The sequence below is a fragment of the Streptomyces sp. Tu 3180 genome (assembly GCF_009852415.1).
Taxonomy (GTDB): Bacteria; Actinomycetota; Actinomycetes; order Streptomycetales; family Streptomycetaceae; genus Streptomyces.
The window spans coordinates 4,957,551-4,972,271 of the sequence record NZ_WOXS01000002.1; the positions used below are offsets into that span (position 1 = coordinate 4,957,551).

Sequence of the window (14,721 nt, forward strand, 5' to 3'; positions counted from 1 at the left end):
GGGAACGGAGGAAACAGCTATGTCGCGCATCGGCAAGCTCCCCATCGCGGTTCCCGCCGGCGTGGACGTCACCATCGACGGCCGTACGGTCTCGGTCAAGGGCCCCAAGGGCACGCTGACCCACACCGTCGTGGCGCCGATCGAGATCGCCAAGGGTGAGGACGGCGTCCTGAACGTCACCCGCCCCAACGACGAGCGTCAGAACAAGGCCCTGCACGGCCTGTCCCGCACGCTGGTGGCGAACATGATCACCGGCGTGACCCAGGGTTACGTGAAGAAGCTCGAGATCAGCGGTGTCGGTTACCGCGTTGTCGCCAAGGGTTCGAACCTGGAGTTCTCCCTCGGCTACAGCCACCCGATCCTGGTCGAGGCGCCCGAGGGCATCACCTTCAAGGTGGAGACCCCGACCCGTTTCTCGGTCGAGGGCATCGACAAGCAGAAGGTCGGCGAGGTTGCGGCCAACATCCGCAAGCTGCGCAAGCCCGACCCGTACAAGGCCAAGGGCGTCAAGTACGAGGGCGAAGTCATCCGCCGCAAGGTCGGAAAGGCGGGTAAGTAAGCCATGGCATACGGGCAGAAGATCCTCAAGGGCGACGCCTACAAGCGTGCTGCTATCAAGCGTCGCCACATCCGGATCCGCAAGAAGGTCGCCGGTACCGCCGAGCGTCCTCGCCTGGTCGTGACTCGTTCCAACCGCCACATCGTGGCGCAGGTGATCGACGACCTGAAGGGCCACACCGTGGCGTCGGCGTCCACGCTGGACGCGTCGATCCGCGGTGGCGAGGGCGACAAGTCCACGCAGGCCAAGCAGGTCGGCGCCCTGGTCGCCGAGCGCGCCAAGGCCGCCGGTGTCGAGGCCGTCGTGTTCGACCGTGGTGGCAACCAGTACGCCGGGCGCATCGCCGCCCTGGCCGACGCCGCCCGCGAGGCCGGGCTCAAGTTCTGAGCCGCGGTTCCGTAGCTAGCGGAAACAGAGAGAGGTAATTCCAATGGCTGGACCCCAGCGCCGCGGTGGCGGCGCCGGTGGCGGCGAGCGGCGGGACCGGAAGGGCCGTGACGGCGGCGCTGCTGCCGCCGAGAAGACCGCGTACGTCGAGCGCGTCGTCGCGATCAACCGTGTCGCCAAGGTTGTGAAGGGTGGTCGTCGCTTCAGCTTCACCGCGCTGGTCGTGGTGGGCGACGGTGACGGCACCGTGGGTGTCGGATACGGCAAGGCCAAGGAGGTGCCGGCCGCCATCGCCAAGGGCGTTGAGGAGGCCAAGAAGCACTTCTTCAAGGTCCCCGCATCCAGGGCACCATCCCGCACCCGATCCAGGGTGAGAAGGCCGCCGGCGTCGTGCTGCTCAAGCCCGCGTCGCCCGGTACCGGTGTGATCGCCGGTGGTCCGGTGCGCGCCGTGCTCGAGTGCGCCGGTATCCACGACGTGCTGTCGAAGTCGCTCGGCTCCGACAACGCCATCAACATCGTGCACGCGACCGTGGAGGCCCTGAAGGGCCTGCAGCGTCCCGAGGAGATCGCGGCCCGCCGCGGTCTGCCGCTCGAGGACGTCGCCCCCGCGGCCCTGCTGCGTGCGCGTGCCGGGGCGGGTGTGTGATCATGGCGCAGCTCAAGATCACGCAGGTCAAGTCCTACATCGGCAGCAAGCAGAACCACCGTGACACCCTGCGTTCGCTTGGCCTGAAGAAGGTCAACGACGTGGTCGTCAAGGAGGACCGCCCCGAGTTCCGCGGCATGGTGCACACCGTCCGCCACCTCGTGACGGTCGAGGAGGTCGACTGATCATGGCGGAGAACAACCCGCTCAAGATCCACAACCTCCGTCCCGCCCCGGGCGCCAAGACCGCCAAGACCCGTGTCGGTCGTGGTGAGGCGTCGAAGGGTAAGACGGCCGGTCGTGGTACGAAGGGCACCAAGGCCCGTTACCAGGTTCCGGAGAGCTTCGAGGGCGGCCAGATGCCGCTGCACATGCGCCTCCCGAAGCTGAAGGGCTTCAAGAACCCGTTCAAGACCGAGTACCAGGTCGTCAACCTGGACAAGCTCGCCTCCCTCTACCCCGAGGGCGGCGAGGTCACGGTCGAGGACCTGGTCGCCAAGGGTGCCGTGCGCAAGAACAGCCTCGTCAAGGTCCTCGGCCAGGGCGAGATCTCCGTGGCGCTGCAGGTGACGGTCGACGCCGTCTCCGGCTCCGCCAAGGAGAAGATCACCGCCGCCGGCGGTACCGTCACCGAGCTCGTCTGAACCCTTCAGGCGTCTCGATGACTTGAGCGAACCCGACCGGGGGTGCCCCACAAATGGGGCATCCCCGGTTGGTCGTTCCTAGGGCGGCAGCTCGCCGGTAAGGTGGCCTGCACTGCCCAGTTCTCCCGGGAGTCCCGCGCGGGCACTCGGGGCGGCAGTTGACCGTTACGTATTCGTCCTTTATCGGAATCTCAGACCGTCACCCTTGACGCACTGGCGCGGGGGTCGCAGGAGGCACCGTGCTCACCGCGTTCGCCCGGGCGTTCAAGACGCCCGACCTGCGCAAGAAGCTGCTCTTCACGCTCGGCATCATCGTCGTGTACCGGATCGGCACGAACATCCCGATCCCGGGTGTCGACTACCGGAACGTCCAGGCGTGTATCGACAACGCCGAGGCGAACCAGGGCCTGTTCGGTCTCGTCAACATGTTCAGCGGCGGCGCACTGCTCCAGATCACGATCTTCGCACTGGGCATCATGCCGTACATCACGGCGAGCATCATCCTGCAGCTGCTGACCGTCGTGATCCCGCGCCTGGAAGCCCTGAAGAAGGAGGGCCAGGCCGGTACGGCGAAGATCACGCAGTACACCCGTTACCTGACGGTCGCGCTCGCCATCCTCCAGGGCACCGGTCTGGTGGCCACCGCCCGCAGCGGCGCCCTCTTCCAGGGCTGCCCGGTCGCCAGCCAGATCGTCCCGGACCAGTCGATCTTCGTGACCGTCACCATGGTCATCACCATGACCGCCGGCACGGCCGTCGTGATGTGGCTCGGTGAGCTCATCACCGACCGCGGCGTCGGCAACGGCATGTCGATCCTGATGTTCATCTCGATCGCCGCGACCTTCCCCTCCGCCCTGTGGGCCATCAAGGAGCAGGGCAGCCTGGCGGACGGCTGGATCGAGTTCGGCACCGTCATGCTCGTCGGGTTCGTCATGGTCGCCCTGGTCGTGTTCGTCGAGCAGGCCCAGCGCCGGATCCCGGTGCAGTACGCCAAGCGCATGATCGGCCGTCGTTCCTACGGCGGTACGTCCACCTACATCCCGCTCAAGGTGAACCAGGCGGGCGTGATCCCCGTCATCTTCGCCTCGTCGCTGCTCTACATCCCCGCCCTGATCGTCCAGTTCTCCAACTCCGACGCGGGCTGGGCGACCTGGATCACGGCGAACCTGGCGGACACGGGCGCCACGCCGCACATCGTCCTGTACTTCCTGCTGATCGTGTTCTTCGCGTTCTTCTACGTGGCCATCACGTTCAACCCCGAGGAAGTCGCGGACAACATGAAGAAGTATGGTGGCTTCATCCCGGGCATCCGGGCTGGCCGACCGACCGCTGAGTACCTCAGCTACGTACTCAACCGGATCACCTGGCCGGGCTCGCTGTATCTGGGCCTGATCTCTCTCGTGCCGACAATGGCGTTGGCTGGTTTCGGGGCGAACCAGAACTTCCCGTTCGGCGGGACCAGCATCCTGATCATCGTGGGTGTCGGTCTCGAGACCGTGAAGCAGATCGAGAGCCAGCTCCAGCAGCGCAATTACGAAGGGTTCCTCCGCTGATGCGAATCGTCCTCGTCGGGCCGCCGGGTGCCGGTAAGGGCACGCAGGCCACCCGCCTTGCCGAGAAGCTGCGCATCCCGCACATCTCCACGGGTGACCTGTTCCGCGCCAACATCAGCCAGCAGACGGAGCTGGGCAAGCTCGCGAAGTCCTACATGGACGCCGGCAACCTCGTGCCCGACGAGGTCACCATCGCCATGGCCAAGGACCGCATGGAGCAGCCCGACGCCGAAGGCGGCTTCCTGCTGGACGGCTTCCCGCGCAACGTCTCCCAGGCCGAGGCGCTGGACGAACTGCTCGAGACCGAGGGCATCGAGCTGGACGCGGTCCTCGACCTGGAAGCCCCCGAGGACGAGGTGGTCAAGCGGATCGCCGGCCGGCGCATCTGCCGCAAGGACTCCAGCCACGTCTTCCACGTGACGTACAGCCCGTCGGAGCAGGAGGGCGTCTGCGACGTCTGCGGCGGCGAGCTGTACCAGCGCGACGACGACTCCGAGGAGACCGTCCGTACGCGCCTGGAGGTCTACCACACGCAGACCGAGCCGATCATCGACTACTACAAGGCCCAGGGCCTCGTGGTGACGATCGCGGCGACGGGTCCGGTCGACGAGGTCACCGGGCGCGCGCTGGAGGCGCTCAAGCGCGACAAGTAGCGGTGTCCGCTCGGCCGCGGTTCCCTGCGGGGGCCGCGGCCGACGTGTGTGCCGGGGGCGGAGGCCCGTCCCCGTATCGTTGATGGTGTCCGTCCCTTCCCGGTCCAGAAAGGCCGTCGCTCCCATGGTGCAGATCAAGACCCCCGAGCAGATCGCCAAGATGCGTGAGGCGGGGCTGGTCGTCGCCGCCATCCACGCGGCCACCCGCGAGGCCGCCGTGCCCGGGGCCACCACCAGGGATCTGGACCAGGTCGCCCGCAAGGTGCTCGCGGAGCACAACGCCAAGCCGAACTTCCTCGGCTACGGCGGCTTCCCCGCGACGATCTGCACCTCCGTGAACGAGGTCGTCGTCCACGGCATCCCCTCCGACGAGGTCGTCCTCAAGGACGGGGACGTCATCTCCATCGACTGCGGCGCGATCATCGACGGCTGGCACGGCGACGCCGCCTACACCGCGTTCGTGGGGTCCGGTCACTCCCCGGAGCTGGTCGAGCTGTCCCGGGTGACCGAGGAGTCGATGTGGGCCGGCATCGCGGCCATGAAGCAGGGCAACCGGCTCGTCGACATCTCCCGCGCGATCGAGACGTACATCCGCCGGCAGCCGAAGCCGGGCGGCGGCCGGTACGGGATCATCGAGGACTACGGCGGCCACGGCATCGGCAGCGAGATGCACATGGACCCGCACCTGCTGAACTACGTCGACCGCCGCCGCGGCAAGGGCCCCAAGCTGGTCCCGGGCCTCTGCCTCGCCATCGAGCCGATGGTCTCCCTGGGCACCCCGAGGACCCGGGTCCTCGAGGACGACTGGACGGTCGTCACCACGGACGGCACCTGGTCCTCCCACTGGGAGCACTCCGTCGCCCTCACCGAGCAGGGCCCGCTGGTCCTGACCGCCCCCGACGGCGGGAAGGCGAAGCTGGCGGAGATGGGCATCACGGCCGCTCCGGACCCGCTCGGCTGACGACGGGCCCCGGACGGGTCCGGCCGGCCGGGCGAAGCCCGTGGCGCGTCCCGGTGCCGGGCCGGGGGAGCGGTGCCGGGAGCGGCGCGACCGGACGGTCGTCGCCGCGGACGGCACCCGGTCCTCCCGCCCGGAGGCGTTCCGTCGCCCTCACCGGGCAGGACCCGCCGGTCCCGGCCGCTGCCTGCGGCGGGAAGACGGGGCTCGCCGGATGCGGTGTCGCGGCGTCGTCCGACCGGCCGGCGCGGGGAGCGGATCCCGCTCGGTTAGGAATCCCGCCCGTGGGGCAGACTTCTCCGTTTCGTGTTTCCGGGTGCGCTGACGTAGACTGACTCGTCGGCTCTTGTGCACCCGCATGTCCGCATGCACTCGACATCTCGAAACGGTGCACGCCTGAGTCGATCAAGGTAGTCGATTCGAAGGGCGAAGCGTGGCCAAGAAGCAAGGTGCCATCGAGATCGAGGGCACTGTCGTCGAGTCTCTGCCGAACGCCATGTTCAGGGTCGAGCTCCAGAACGGCCACCAGGTCCTGGCACACATCAGCGGCAAGATGCGCATGCACTACATCCGCATCCTCCCTGACGACCGGGTCGTGGTGGAGCTGTCTCCGTACGACCTGACGCGTGGCCGGATCGTTTACCGCTACAAGTAGATCTTGCCCGCGCCCCGGCCCGCCGGGGCGGTGGCACTGACCCGGAGAACCTCACATCCCATGAAGGTCAAGCCGAGCGTCAAGAAGATCTGCGACAAGTGCAGGGTGATCCGCCGTCACGGCCGGGTCATGATCATCTGCGAGAACCCGCGCCACAAGCAGCGCCAGGGCTGACCGCAGCACGATCGACCCTCTGCGACTTCCGCAGAACTTCGCGCGACGCGAGCAACACATGTTCATACGCAGGGCCCGAGCCGCACGGCTCGACACCCCCGGCTCGGAGGCCGGGGACCCAGTTCGTACCTGGTACGGCGGCTGGGATCCGGTCCTGTGGAAGACCTCCGACAATCAACTGGAGCCATTGAATGGCACGCGTTTCCGGTGTTGACATCCCGCGCGAAAAGCGCGTGGAGATCGCCCTCACCTACGTGTTCGGTATCGGCCGGACCCTTTCGCAGCAGACGCTGGCCGCCACCGGCGTCGACCCGAACACCCGCGTCCGCGACCTCTCCGAGGAGCAGCTCGTCGCGATCCGCGAGTACGTCGACAACAACATCAAGACCGAGGGTGACCTCCGTCGCGAGATCCAGGCCGACATCCGCCGCAAGGTCGAGATCGGCACCTACCAGGGTCTGCGTCACCGTCGCGGTCTGCCCGTCCGCGGTCAGCGCACCAGCACCAACGCGCGTACCCGCAAGGGCCCGCGTCGCGCCATCGCCGGCAAGAAGAAGCCGGGCAAGAAGTAGTCCGCAGCGGACCTCTGTCCACGGTCTTCGCTGTAGGACCGACCACCTCCCGTAGGAGTTATAGATGCCCCCAAGGGTCGTCAGGGCGCTGCCAAGAAGGTGCGCCGCAAGGAAAAGAAGAACGTCGCTCACGGCCACGCGCACATCAAGAGCACGTTCAACAACACGATCGTCTCGATCACGGACCCGTCCGGCAACGTGATCTCCTGGGCCTCCGCCGGCCACGTCGGCTTCAAGGGCTCCCGGAAGTCCACGCCGTTCGCCGCGCAGATGGCCGCCGAGTCGGCCGCCCGCCGCGCCCAGGAGCACGGCATGCGCAAGGTCGACGTGTTCGTCAAGGGCCCGGGCTCCGGTCGTGAGACCGCGATCCGCTCCCTGCAGGCCACGGGCCTCGAGGTCGGCTCCATCCAGGACGTCACCCCGACCCCGCACAACGGCTGCCGCCCGCCGAAGCGCCGCCGCGTCTGAGGCACGGCCGCTTCGTTCGGCTTCGGGTTCCGGGCGGTACGGCTCCGTAAGGGCCGTACCGCCCGTACCCTTGCAGTACCCGCACTTTTCACCGGGTGCGGTTTCCGTCGGGCGTCAAATAGCGGGCGTCCACGAAAGAAGGATCTGATCCACACATGCTGATCGCTCAGCGTCCCTCGTTGACCGAAGAGGTCGTCGACGAGTTCCGCTCCCGGTTCGTGATCGAGCCGCTGGAGCCGGGCTTCGGCTACACCCTCGGCAACTCCCTCCGCCGCACCCTCCTGTCGTCGATCCCCGGTGCCGCCGTCACCAGCATCCGCATCGACGGCGTCCTGCACGAGTTCACCACCGTGCCGGGCGTCAAGGAGGACGTCACCGACCTGATCCTCAACATCAAGCAGCTGGTCGTCTCCTCGGAGCACGACGAGCCGGTCGTGATGTACCTGCGCAAGCAGGGCCCGGGTCTGGTCACCGCCGCCGACATCGCGCCCCCGGCCGGTGTCGAGGTGCACAACCCCGACCTGGTCCTCGCCACGCTCAACGGCAAGGGCAAGCTGGAGATGGAGCTGACCGTCGAGCGCGGTCGCGGCTACGTCTCCGCGGTGCAGAACAAGCAGGTGGGCCAGGAGATCGGCCGGATCCCGGTCGACTCGATCTACTCGCCGGTCCTCAAGGTCACCTACAAGGTCGAGGCGACCCGTGTCGAGCAGCGCACCGACTTCGACAAGCTGATCGTCGACGTCGAGACCAAGCAGGCCATGCGTCCGCGTGACGCCATGGCGTCGGCCGGCAAGACCCTGGTCGAGCTGTTCGGTCTGGCCCGCGAGCTCAACATCGACGCCGAGGGCATCGACATGGGCCCGTCCCCCACGGACGCCGCCCTCGCCGCCGACCTGGCGCTGCCGATCGAGGAGCTGGAGCTCACCGTCCGGTCGTACAACTGCCTCAAGCGTGAGGGCATCCACTCCGTGGGTGAGCTCGTCGCCCGCTCCGAGGCCGACCTCCTGGACATCCGCAACTTCGGTGCGAAGTCCATCGACGAGGTCAAGGCGAAGCTGGCCGGCATGGGCCTGGCCCTGAAGGACAGCCCGCCCGGATTCGACCCGACCGCCGCCGCGGACGCCTTCGGCGCCGACGACGACGCGGACGCCGGGTTCGTCGAGACCGAGCAGTACTGAGAGCTCGGGCCCGACGGTCCGTACCCGGGCGCGGGTGCGCCGTGCCTGCCCGCGCCCCTTCCAGGCCCCTCCGGGGGCCTGGATCTCCGACAGGCGACCGCCTGCTCGGATACTGACCCCGGTACCTGACACGGCCGGGGCAGACACACAGGAGAAGAACCATGCCGAAGCCCACCAAGGGTGCCCGTCTGGGCGGCAGCGCCGCGCACGAGAAGCTGATGCTCGCGAACCTCGCGAAGTCGCTCTTCGAGCACGGCCGCATCACCACCACCGAGGCGAAGGCCCGCCGCCTGCGCCCGTACGCCGAGCGTCTGATCACCAAGGCGAAGAAGGGCGACCTTCACAACCGCCGTCAGGTGCTCCAGGTCATCACGGACAAGGGCATCGTCCACACGCTCTTCACCGAGATCGGCCCGCGGTACGAGAACCGTCCCGGTGGCTACACCCGCATCACCAAGATCGGTAACCGCCGTGGCGACAACGCGCCCATGGCCGTCATCGAGCTGGTCGAGGCGCTGACGGTGCAGCAGTCGGCGGTCGGCGAGGCCGAGGCCGCGACCAAGCGCGCGGTCAAGGAAGACGCCCTCAAGAAGGACGAGGCCGCCGAGGCCAAGGCCGAGGACGCCAAGGCCGAGGACACCAAGGACGAGGCCGCCGAGGCCCCGGCCGAGGAGTCGAAGGACGCCTGAGGCACTGCTTCGCGTTGAGCGGGTCCGCCCTTTGCGGGGCGGGCCCGCTTTCGCGTTCCTGAGAGGATCCGTACGTGAGTGACGAAGTACAGCCCGGGTTCGTGCGCATCCGCCTCGACCTGTCCTACGACGGCGCCGACTTCCACGGCTGGGCCAAGCAGGCCGGGGGCCGGCGGACCGTGCAGGGGGAGATCGAGGACGCGCTGCGGACCGTGACCCGGTCCGGGACGACGGCGTACGAGCTGACCGTGGCCGGACGCACCGACGCCGGGGTGCACGCGCGCGGGCAGGTGGCACACGTCGACCTGCCCCTCGACGTGTGGGGCGAGCACAGGGGGAAGCTGCTGAAGCGGCTCGCCGGGCGGCTGCCGAAGGACGTGCGGGTGTGGGCCCTGCGGGAGGCGCCGGCCGGTTTCGACGCCCGGTTCTCGGCGGTCTGGCGGCGCTACGCCTACCGGGTCACCGACAACCCGGGCGGGGTGGACCCGCTGCTGCGCGGGCACGTGCTGTGGCACGACTGGCCGCTCGACGTCGACGCGATGAACGAGGCCGCGCGGGCGCTGCTGGGGGAGCACGACTTCGCCGCGTACTGCAAGCGGCGGGAGGGCGCGACGACGATCCGCACGCTCCAGGAGCTGAGCCTGGTGCGCGGTGAGGACGGGATCATCACGGCGACCGTCCGGGCCGACGCCTTCTGCCACAACATGGTGCGCTCGCTGATCGGCGCGCTGCTGTTCGTCGGCGACGGCCACCGCCCGCCGGACTGGCCGGGGAAGGTGCTGGCGGCGGGGGTGCGGGACTCGGCCGTGCACGTCGTGCGCCCGCACGGGCTGACCCTGGAGGAGGTCGGCTACCCGGCGGACGAGCTGCTGGCGGCCCGGAACAGGGAGGCCCGCAACAGGCGGTCGCTGCCGGCGGCGGGGTGCTGCTGAGCCCCGCCGCGTCCGTCAGCCCTCCGCCCACGTCGTGAGGAGGCCCGACAGGCCCCGGGCCGCCTCGTCCGCTTCCGGCCCGTCGCCCCGGGCGTCCGGCGCGAGCTCGACGTGGACGAACGTCGCGTGGCGGCGCTGTGCCGCCTTGCCCTGGACGTTCGTCCTGCCCTCCAGCCGGCAGCGGGCGGACCAGCCCCGGCAGACCCGCAGTCCGTCCGTCTCCAGGCGGTCGGCCAGGGCGACGACCTCACCGGGGGCGCTCTGCGCGGCGCCGGTGGAGAGGACGGCGTCGTAGCGGTCCTCGGTGGACTCGGCGAACCCGTGCAGCTGGACGCCGGGCACGCCCCGCTTCTGCAGCTCCAGGACGGTGGCGTGGAACGCGCTGTCCTCGCGGTGGGCGACGTCGGCGGCGTCCTCGCGGCCGGCCCGGCGGTGGGCGCCGGCCAGCACGAGCGCACCGCCCGGGTTGTCCTCCAGCAGACGCACGCCGAGCTCCTCGGTGTGCCGGTCGGACACGGGGTGCGGCACCTGGGCGTTCCAGCGGACCCTGGAGTCGGCGTTCAGGTAGAGCCGGCCCCAGCGCGCGCTCTCACCGTCGCCGTCGGCCGCGATCTCGTCGTAGCGGCGGCCGGAGGAGGTGTCGGTGAGCCGGGTGACGCCGAGGCCGATCGGGGCGAGGAGCCGCTCCGCCCCCGCGCGTCCCCGTCCAGGAGGTGCCCGACGCCCCGGGCCAGCCGGTCGCGCTGCTCGTCGTCGGGGGGCGCGTAGGGATCACCGGGCCGGAGCTTCGCCGTGTACGACAGGATGCGGCCGCTCAGGTCCACCAGTTCCCGGGCCTCCGGCTCGGTGCGCTCCGGCTCCGGCTCCGGTGCCGACCGGCATGCGGCAAGAGGCAGGATCAGTCCGATCAGTCCGATCAGCGCCACCATGCGAAGAAAACGTGACGGTCTTGTGATGAGTACATCACTGTTGCGTGGGTATCGCATGTGACCATGAGTCGGTGACATTTCGTAAGCCTCTCCGCATGGGTCGAGTGGTCACCATTCTGCTGGCGGCCGGACTGACCGCCTCCTGCGCCTCCGGGACCGAGGAGCCGCAGGCGAAGCCGGGTGGCCGTTCGTTCACCGTGGCCGCCGCGGGGGACGTCCTCATCCACCCGGAGCTGGTCGAACAGGCGGCCAAGGACGCCGAGGAGACCGGTGAGGGGGAGGCCGGGCTCGACTTCGGGCCGCTGCTCGCCGGGGTGAAGCCGGTCATCAGCAAGGCCGACCTGGCGATCTGTCACATGGAGACGCCCGTCGGGAAGCCCGAGGGGCCCTTCGAGGGCTACCCGGAGTTCCTGGTCCCGCCGCAGGTCCTGACGGCCCTGAAGGACGTGGGCTACGACACCTGCTCGACGGCCTCGAACCACACGTACGACCACGGGCTGACGGGCGTGCGGCGCACCCTGGACGTCATGGACGAGGTGGGTCTCGGGCACACCGGGTCGGCGCGCTCCGCCGAGGAGGCGAAGCGGATCAACATCCGCGAGGTCAACGGGGTCAAGGTCGCGCACCTCGCCTACTCCTGGGAGTCCTTCCTCAACCCGACGCCCGAGAAGCAGAAGTGGGCGTTCAACCGGCTCAGCACGGAAGAGATCAAGAAGGCCGAGACCCGGGCCCGGGGGCAGGGCGCCGAGGTGGTCATCCTCACCGTCCACTGGGGGCTGGAGCACTACAACGAGCCGAGCGTGCCGCAGCTGCAGCTGGCGCAGCGGCTCACCGAGGAGACCGGTGTCGACCTCGTGATCGGCCACCACGCCCACGTGGTGCAGCCGGTCCAGAAGGTGAACGGCACCTGGATCGCCTACAGCCTCGGCAACCAGGTCGCCCGGCACTCCTCGCCCAAGGGGATCACCGAGGAGGGGGCCATCGGCTGGTTCGAGTTCCGGGAGACGACCGAGGGCTGGGACGTCACCGCCCGCTACCGCACCACGCTGGTGGACATCCCGTCCGAGGTGGAGCCCGGGGAGAAGGTCCCGGACGGGGCGGTCGTGGACCACCGGCTCGTGGACGTGCAGCGGGTGCTCGACGAGCCGGGCGACCTGTCCGAGGAGCGGCTCGCCCGCTACCGGCTGGCCGCCGACCGGACCCGCGGCTTCCTCTACAACCGGGGAGCACCCGGCGGCGACGGCCTGGAGCCGCTCTCCCTGGGTGAGTGACGAGAGCTGCAGCACACTCCGTGCCGGGGATACAACCTTGGCCGCATTTATCAGTCTTTTGAGTGACGACTTCGTACGGCCGTGGCATCGGTGCGTCCGGCAGGCGTCGGCCACCTCCGTAGCGACCAAGGATGAACACCGTGACACCGAGCCACGTCCCGCCTGCCGCGCAGGGGCGGCGGCGCAGCCGCAGACGGGCGGACATGCCGCTCCTGGGCGGCATCCGGCCCCCGATCGCGGTGCTGTGCGTGCTGATCCTCGCCCTGGCCGGGCTCACCGCCAAGGTGCTCGGACCCGGCGGCGAACCGGTCGTGCCGAAGGCGGTGCTGTCCTCGCAGCAGCACTTCGCCGAGGACGGCGCCATCGCGCTGCGCGCCTCGATCGACGAGCGGGTCACGGACCTGAACCGCACCGCGGCCGCGCTGAACGCGGGTGAGCCGACCGAACCGGAGCGCGTCCTGTCCGACCTGGGCAGGACCTACCAGAAGTGGACCGGCACCACGGTGCTGGACCTGAAGAGCGGAGACGTGCTCGCCGCCCGAGGAGAAAGGATTCCTCTCGCCTGGCTGGACGAGGACGTCCTCACCGGGGAGCACGCCCTCGCCCCGCGCATGGTCCGGCTGGAGACCGGTGACGTCCGGCTGATGACGATGGCGGTCCTCGACTTCGAGGACCGTCCGCAGCAGCTGCTGATCGCCTCCAACAGCCTGTCCGTGCCCGCGATCAACCTGGGCACGTTCCGCACCATGGCGGTCGTGGCCCGGGACGGCGAGGTCCTCGCCACGGCGGGCTTCGAGCAGTCCGAGGCGCTCAACTCCGACCAGGAGCGCAAGGAACTCACCTTCCTGCAGAAGCAGATGTCCCGGCTGTCCGAGCAGGCCGCCGAGCGCACCGACCGGCACCCGGCCGGCGCCGAGGAGCCCGGCTCGCGCGGCTACCCCGGGGTCAGCGGCACCCTGCTCGGCGACGACCACAACGGCCGTGTGGCCACCGCCGGGTACGCCTCCCTCGCCTCCTCCGACCCGGAGGAGGAGAAGAGCGTCGCGGCCGGTCTCGGGCTCACGGTCGTGGCCATGCTGCCCGTGGTCCAGCAGCAGGGCACCGTCGGACCGGACCGGGAGCTGTTCGGGCTGATCACGGCCGGCGCCCTGGTGGTGCTCGGGCTGCTGGCGGTCGCCGTGCTGTGGCTGAGCGTCCAGCGCCCGCTGCTGCGGCTGTTCCTGGAGTCCCGCCGGCTGGCCCGGGGCGACCTGACCCGTCCCGTCTTCGTCCCCCGCTGGGGCGAGGCGGCCCGGATCGGCACGGCCCTGGAACGGCTGCGCGGGCAGCTCGGCGGCCCGGACGGCGGACCCGGCGGCGGATCCGGCGGCAGGATCCGGCCGGGCCTGCGGGTGCCGCTCGCGGCGACCGCCGTCCTGCTGCTGCTGTGGTGCGTGCCCGTCGGCCTGCTGCTGAACCGCACCGACGGTTCGGTCAGCGTGCCCGCCACCATGGTCAACGACCAGCGCGACCGCACCGACCTGGTCGCCGACCGGGTCCGCCGGGCGCTGAACGAGGCCCAGGCCGACCTGGTCTCCACCTCCCGCCTGATCGACGCCGACGACCCCGGCGCCACCACCGGCCTGCTGACGGACGCCCTGCGCGAGCACACCCGCTACCAGGCGCTGTACGTCGTGGACGACGGCGAGGTCGTCGCCCGGGCCGGCGGCGACCCGCACGACTGGAGCGACGACCGGGACCTGCCCCTGGTCCGCGTGTCCGGCGAGGGCGAGAAGAAGCCCGTGATCCAGGCCGGAGCGCCGGTGCCCGAGCACAAGGGCACCACGCTCGTCGGCGAGGTGCGCGTGGAGTTCCTGAACTCGCTGCTGAAGCGGCCCGGCCTCGGCGAGGTCCGGGTCGTGAACGCCGAGGCCGAGACGCTCGCCGCCGGCGACGGCTTCCTCGCCTTCGAGGACCTGCCGAACGACGCCCTGCCCGACCTGGTGCGCGCGGGCAACGTGCCGGTCGGCGCCGGGCCGGTCGAGAACGGCCTGCTCATCCGCGACGGAGGCGGCGTCACCGTCGCCGCCGCGGCCCCCTTCTCCGGCGGCGGCGTCGCCTCCGACCTCGGCTGGACCGTCGTCAGCTGGCAGGACGCCCAGCACTTCCAGATCGCCCCCTACCAGCGGGAGGACCGCAGCGTGCTCGCCGGCCTGCTCGGTCTCGCCGCGATTGTCGTCTGCCTGGGCTGGATCCACCTGGTCGTCGCCCGGCCGCTGCGGGCGCTGGCCACCAGTGCCGAGAAGCTGGCCGAGGGCGACCTGAAGACCGTGCTCTACCCCCGGTACCAGGACGAGGTCGGGGCCATCGTCCGCAGCCTCGAACTGATCCGCCAGCAGCTCCAGGCCCGCCGACACAACCAGGCCCGCCGGCCCGCCGAGCCCCGGCTCGGCGCCGGAGGAAGGTGACCCGC

17 protein-coding genes and 1 pseudogene are annotated in these 14,721 nt (G+C 69.9%); 17 read left to right on the forward strand and 1 reads right to left on the reverse strand.

Annotated features, from left to right (window positions below; translation table 11 throughout):
* The first annotated feature begins 19 nt into the window (after positions 1-19).
* The 15 genes and pseudogenes from rplF to truA all read left to right on the forward strand — a co-directional run bounded on the left by rplF (position 20) and on the right by truA (position 10,069).
* Positions 20-559, forward strand: a complete 540-nt coding sequence (gene rplF, locus GL259_RS23410; RefSeq protein ID WP_159535302.1) for a 50S ribosomal protein L6 — start codon at positions 20-22, stop codon at positions 557-559.
* Between the two features lie 3 nt (positions 560-562).
* Positions 563-946 (forward strand): 50S ribosomal protein L18, encoded by a 384-nt coding sequence (gene rplR / locus GL259_RS23415; RefSeq protein WP_142193685.1) that lies wholly within the window; start codon positions 563-565, stop codon positions 944-946.
* 43 nt (positions 947-989) lie between these two features.
* A pseudogene (gene rpsE / locus GL259_RS23420) lies at positions 990-1,594 on the forward strand (30S ribosomal protein S5).
* A gap of 2 nt (positions 1,595-1,596) precedes the next feature.
* The gene (gene rpmD, locus GL259_RS23425; RefSeq protein ID WP_004984515.1) at positions 1,597-1,779 is read left to right on the forward strand and encodes a 50S ribosomal protein L30; all 183 of its coding nucleotides are present in this window, start codon (positions 1,597-1,599) and stop codon (positions 1,777-1,779) included.
* A 2-nt stretch (positions 1,780-1,781) separates the two neighbouring features.
* Positions 1,782-2,237, forward strand: a complete 456-nt coding sequence (gene rplO / locus GL259_RS23430) for a 50S ribosomal protein L15 (RefSeq protein ID WP_159535303.1) — start codon at positions 1,782-1,784, stop codon at positions 2,235-2,237.
* A 239-nt stretch (positions 2,238-2,476) separates the two neighbouring features.
* A complete protein-coding gene (gene secY / locus GL259_RS23435; RefSeq protein WP_159535304.1) occupies positions 2,477-3,790 on the forward strand; it encodes a preprotein translocase subunit SecY in 1,314 nt (437 codons plus the stop codon).
* A complete protein-coding gene (locus GL259_RS23440; protein WP_159535305.1) occupies positions 3,790-4,443 on the forward strand; it encodes an adenylate kinase in 654 nt (217 codons plus the stop codon). Before secY ends, GL259_RS23440 begins: the two co-directional genes overlap by 1 nt.
* Positions 4,444-4,567: 124 nt before the next feature.
* A complete protein-coding gene (gene map, locus GL259_RS23445; protein WP_159535306.1) occupies positions 4,568-5,404 on the forward strand; it encodes a type I methionyl aminopeptidase in 837 nt (278 codons plus the stop codon).
* A 430-nt stretch (positions 5,405-5,834) separates the two neighbouring features.
* Positions 5,835-6,056: a translation initiation factor IF-1 gene (gene infA, locus GL259_RS23450; RefSeq protein WP_004927214.1), complete on the forward strand. Its 222-nt coding sequence runs from the start codon at positions 5,835-5,837 to the stop codon at positions 6,054-6,056.
* Between the two features lie 60 nt (positions 6,057-6,116).
* Positions 6,117-6,230, forward strand: a complete 114-nt coding sequence (rpmJ, locus tag GL259_RS23455; RefSeq protein WP_004984509.1) for a 50S ribosomal protein L36 — start codon at positions 6,117-6,119, stop codon at positions 6,228-6,230.
* A gap of 191 nt (positions 6,231-6,421) precedes the next feature.
* A complete protein-coding gene (rpsM, locus tag GL259_RS23460) occupies positions 6,422-6,802 on the forward strand; it encodes a 30S ribosomal protein S13 (RefSeq protein ID WP_004984507.1) in 381 nt (126 codons plus the stop codon).
* A gap of 60 nt (positions 6,803-6,862) precedes the next feature.
* On the forward strand, positions 6,863-7,270 hold the full coding sequence (gene rpsK / locus GL259_RS23465; RefSeq protein ID WP_055641835.1) for a 30S ribosomal protein S11: 408 nt from the start codon (positions 6,863-6,865) through the stop codon (positions 7,268-7,270).
* Between the two features lie 155 nt (positions 7,271-7,425).
* Positions 7,426-8,448 carry a DNA-directed RNA polymerase subunit alpha gene (locus GL259_RS23470; protein ID WP_003966937.1) on the forward strand — a complete coding sequence of 341 codons (1,023 nt, stop codon included), beginning with the start codon at positions 7,426-7,428 and terminating at the stop codon, positions 8,446-8,448.
* A gap of 161 nt (positions 8,449-8,609) precedes the next feature.
* Entirely contained in the window at positions 8,610-9,137 is a 528-nt protein-coding gene (gene rplQ, locus GL259_RS23475) for a 50S ribosomal protein L17 (RefSeq protein ID WP_159535307.1), read from the forward strand.
* 74 nt (positions 9,138-9,211) lie between these two features.
* Entirely contained in the window at positions 9,212-10,069 is an 858-nt protein-coding gene (gene truA / locus GL259_RS23480; protein ID WP_159535308.1) for a tRNA pseudouridine(38-40) synthase TruA, read from the forward strand.
* 15 nt (positions 10,070-10,084) lie between these two features.
* On the opposite strand, the gene GL259_RS39545 is transcribed toward truA, so the two are convergent.
* A complete protein-coding gene (locus GL259_RS39545; protein ID WP_347814623.1) occupies positions 10,085-10,585 on the reverse strand; it encodes a hypothetical protein in 501 nt (166 codons plus the stop codon).
* Positions 10,586-11,093: 508 nt separating this feature from the next.
* Here GL259_RS39545 and GL259_RS23490 point away from each other — a divergent pair.
* Together GL259_RS23490 and GL259_RS23495 are read left to right on the forward strand one after the other, a co-directional pair.
* Positions 11,094-12,269 (forward strand): CapA family protein, encoded by a 1,176-nt coding sequence (locus GL259_RS23490; RefSeq protein WP_159535309.1) that lies wholly within the window; start codon positions 11,094-11,096, stop codon positions 12,267-12,269.
* 203 nt (positions 12,270-12,472) lie between these two features.
* Positions 12,473-14,716 carry a HAMP domain-containing protein gene (locus tag GL259_RS23495; protein ID WP_159538900.1) on the forward strand — a complete coding sequence of 748 codons (2,244 nt, stop codon included), beginning with the start codon at positions 12,473-12,475 and terminating at the stop codon, positions 14,714-14,716.
* Positions 14,717-14,721: the final 5 nt, after the last annotated feature.

What these genes read in the sequence shown, in the direction of transcription:
- rplF (WP_159535302.1), top strand. Translation starts at nt 20, where the DNA reads ATGTCGCGCATCGGCAAGCTCCCCATCGCGGTTCCCGCCGGCGTGGAC.
- rplR (WP_142193685.1), top strand. Translation starts at nt 563, where the DNA reads ATGGCATACGGGCAGAAGATCCTCAAGGGCGACGCCTACAAGCGTGCT.
- rpmD (WP_004984515.1), top strand. Translation starts at nt 1,597, where the DNA reads ATGGCGCAGCTCAAGATCACGCAGGTCAAGTCCTACATCGGCAGCAAG.
- rplO (WP_159535303.1), top strand. Translation starts at nt 1,782, where the DNA reads ATGGCGGAGAACAACCCGCTCAAGATCCACAACCTCCGTCCCGCCCCG.
- GL259_RS23440 (WP_159535305.1), top strand. Translation starts at nt 3,790, where the DNA reads ATGCGAATCGTCCTCGTCGGGCCGCCGGGTGCCGGTAAGGGCACGCAG.
- map (WP_159535306.1), top strand. Translation starts at nt 4,568, where the DNA reads ATGGTGCAGATCAAGACCCCCGAGCAGATCGCCAAGATGCGTGAGGCG.
- rpmJ (WP_004984509.1), top strand. Translation starts at nt 6,117, where the DNA reads ATGAAGGTCAAGCCGAGCGTCAAGAAGATCTGCGACAAGTGCAGGGTG.
- rpsM (WP_004984507.1), top strand. Translation starts at nt 6,422, where the DNA reads ATGGCACGCGTTTCCGGTGTTGACATCCCGCGCGAAAAGCGCGTGGAG.
- GL259_RS23470 (WP_003966937.1), top strand. Translation starts at nt 7,426, where the DNA reads ATGCTGATCGCTCAGCGTCCCTCGTTGACCGAAGAGGTCGTCGACGAG.
- rplQ (WP_159535307.1), top strand. Translation starts at nt 8,610, where the DNA reads ATGCCGAAGCCCACCAAGGGTGCCCGTCTGGGCGGCAGCGCCGCGCAC.
- GL259_RS23490 (WP_159535309.1), top strand. Translation starts at nt 11,094, where the DNA reads ATGGGTCGAGTGGTCACCATTCTGCTGGCGGCCGGACTGACCGCCTCC.
- GL259_RS23495 (WP_159538900.1), top strand. Translation starts at nt 12,473, where the DNA reads ATGCCGCTCCTGGGCGGCATCCGGCCCCCGATCGCGGTGCTGTGCGTG.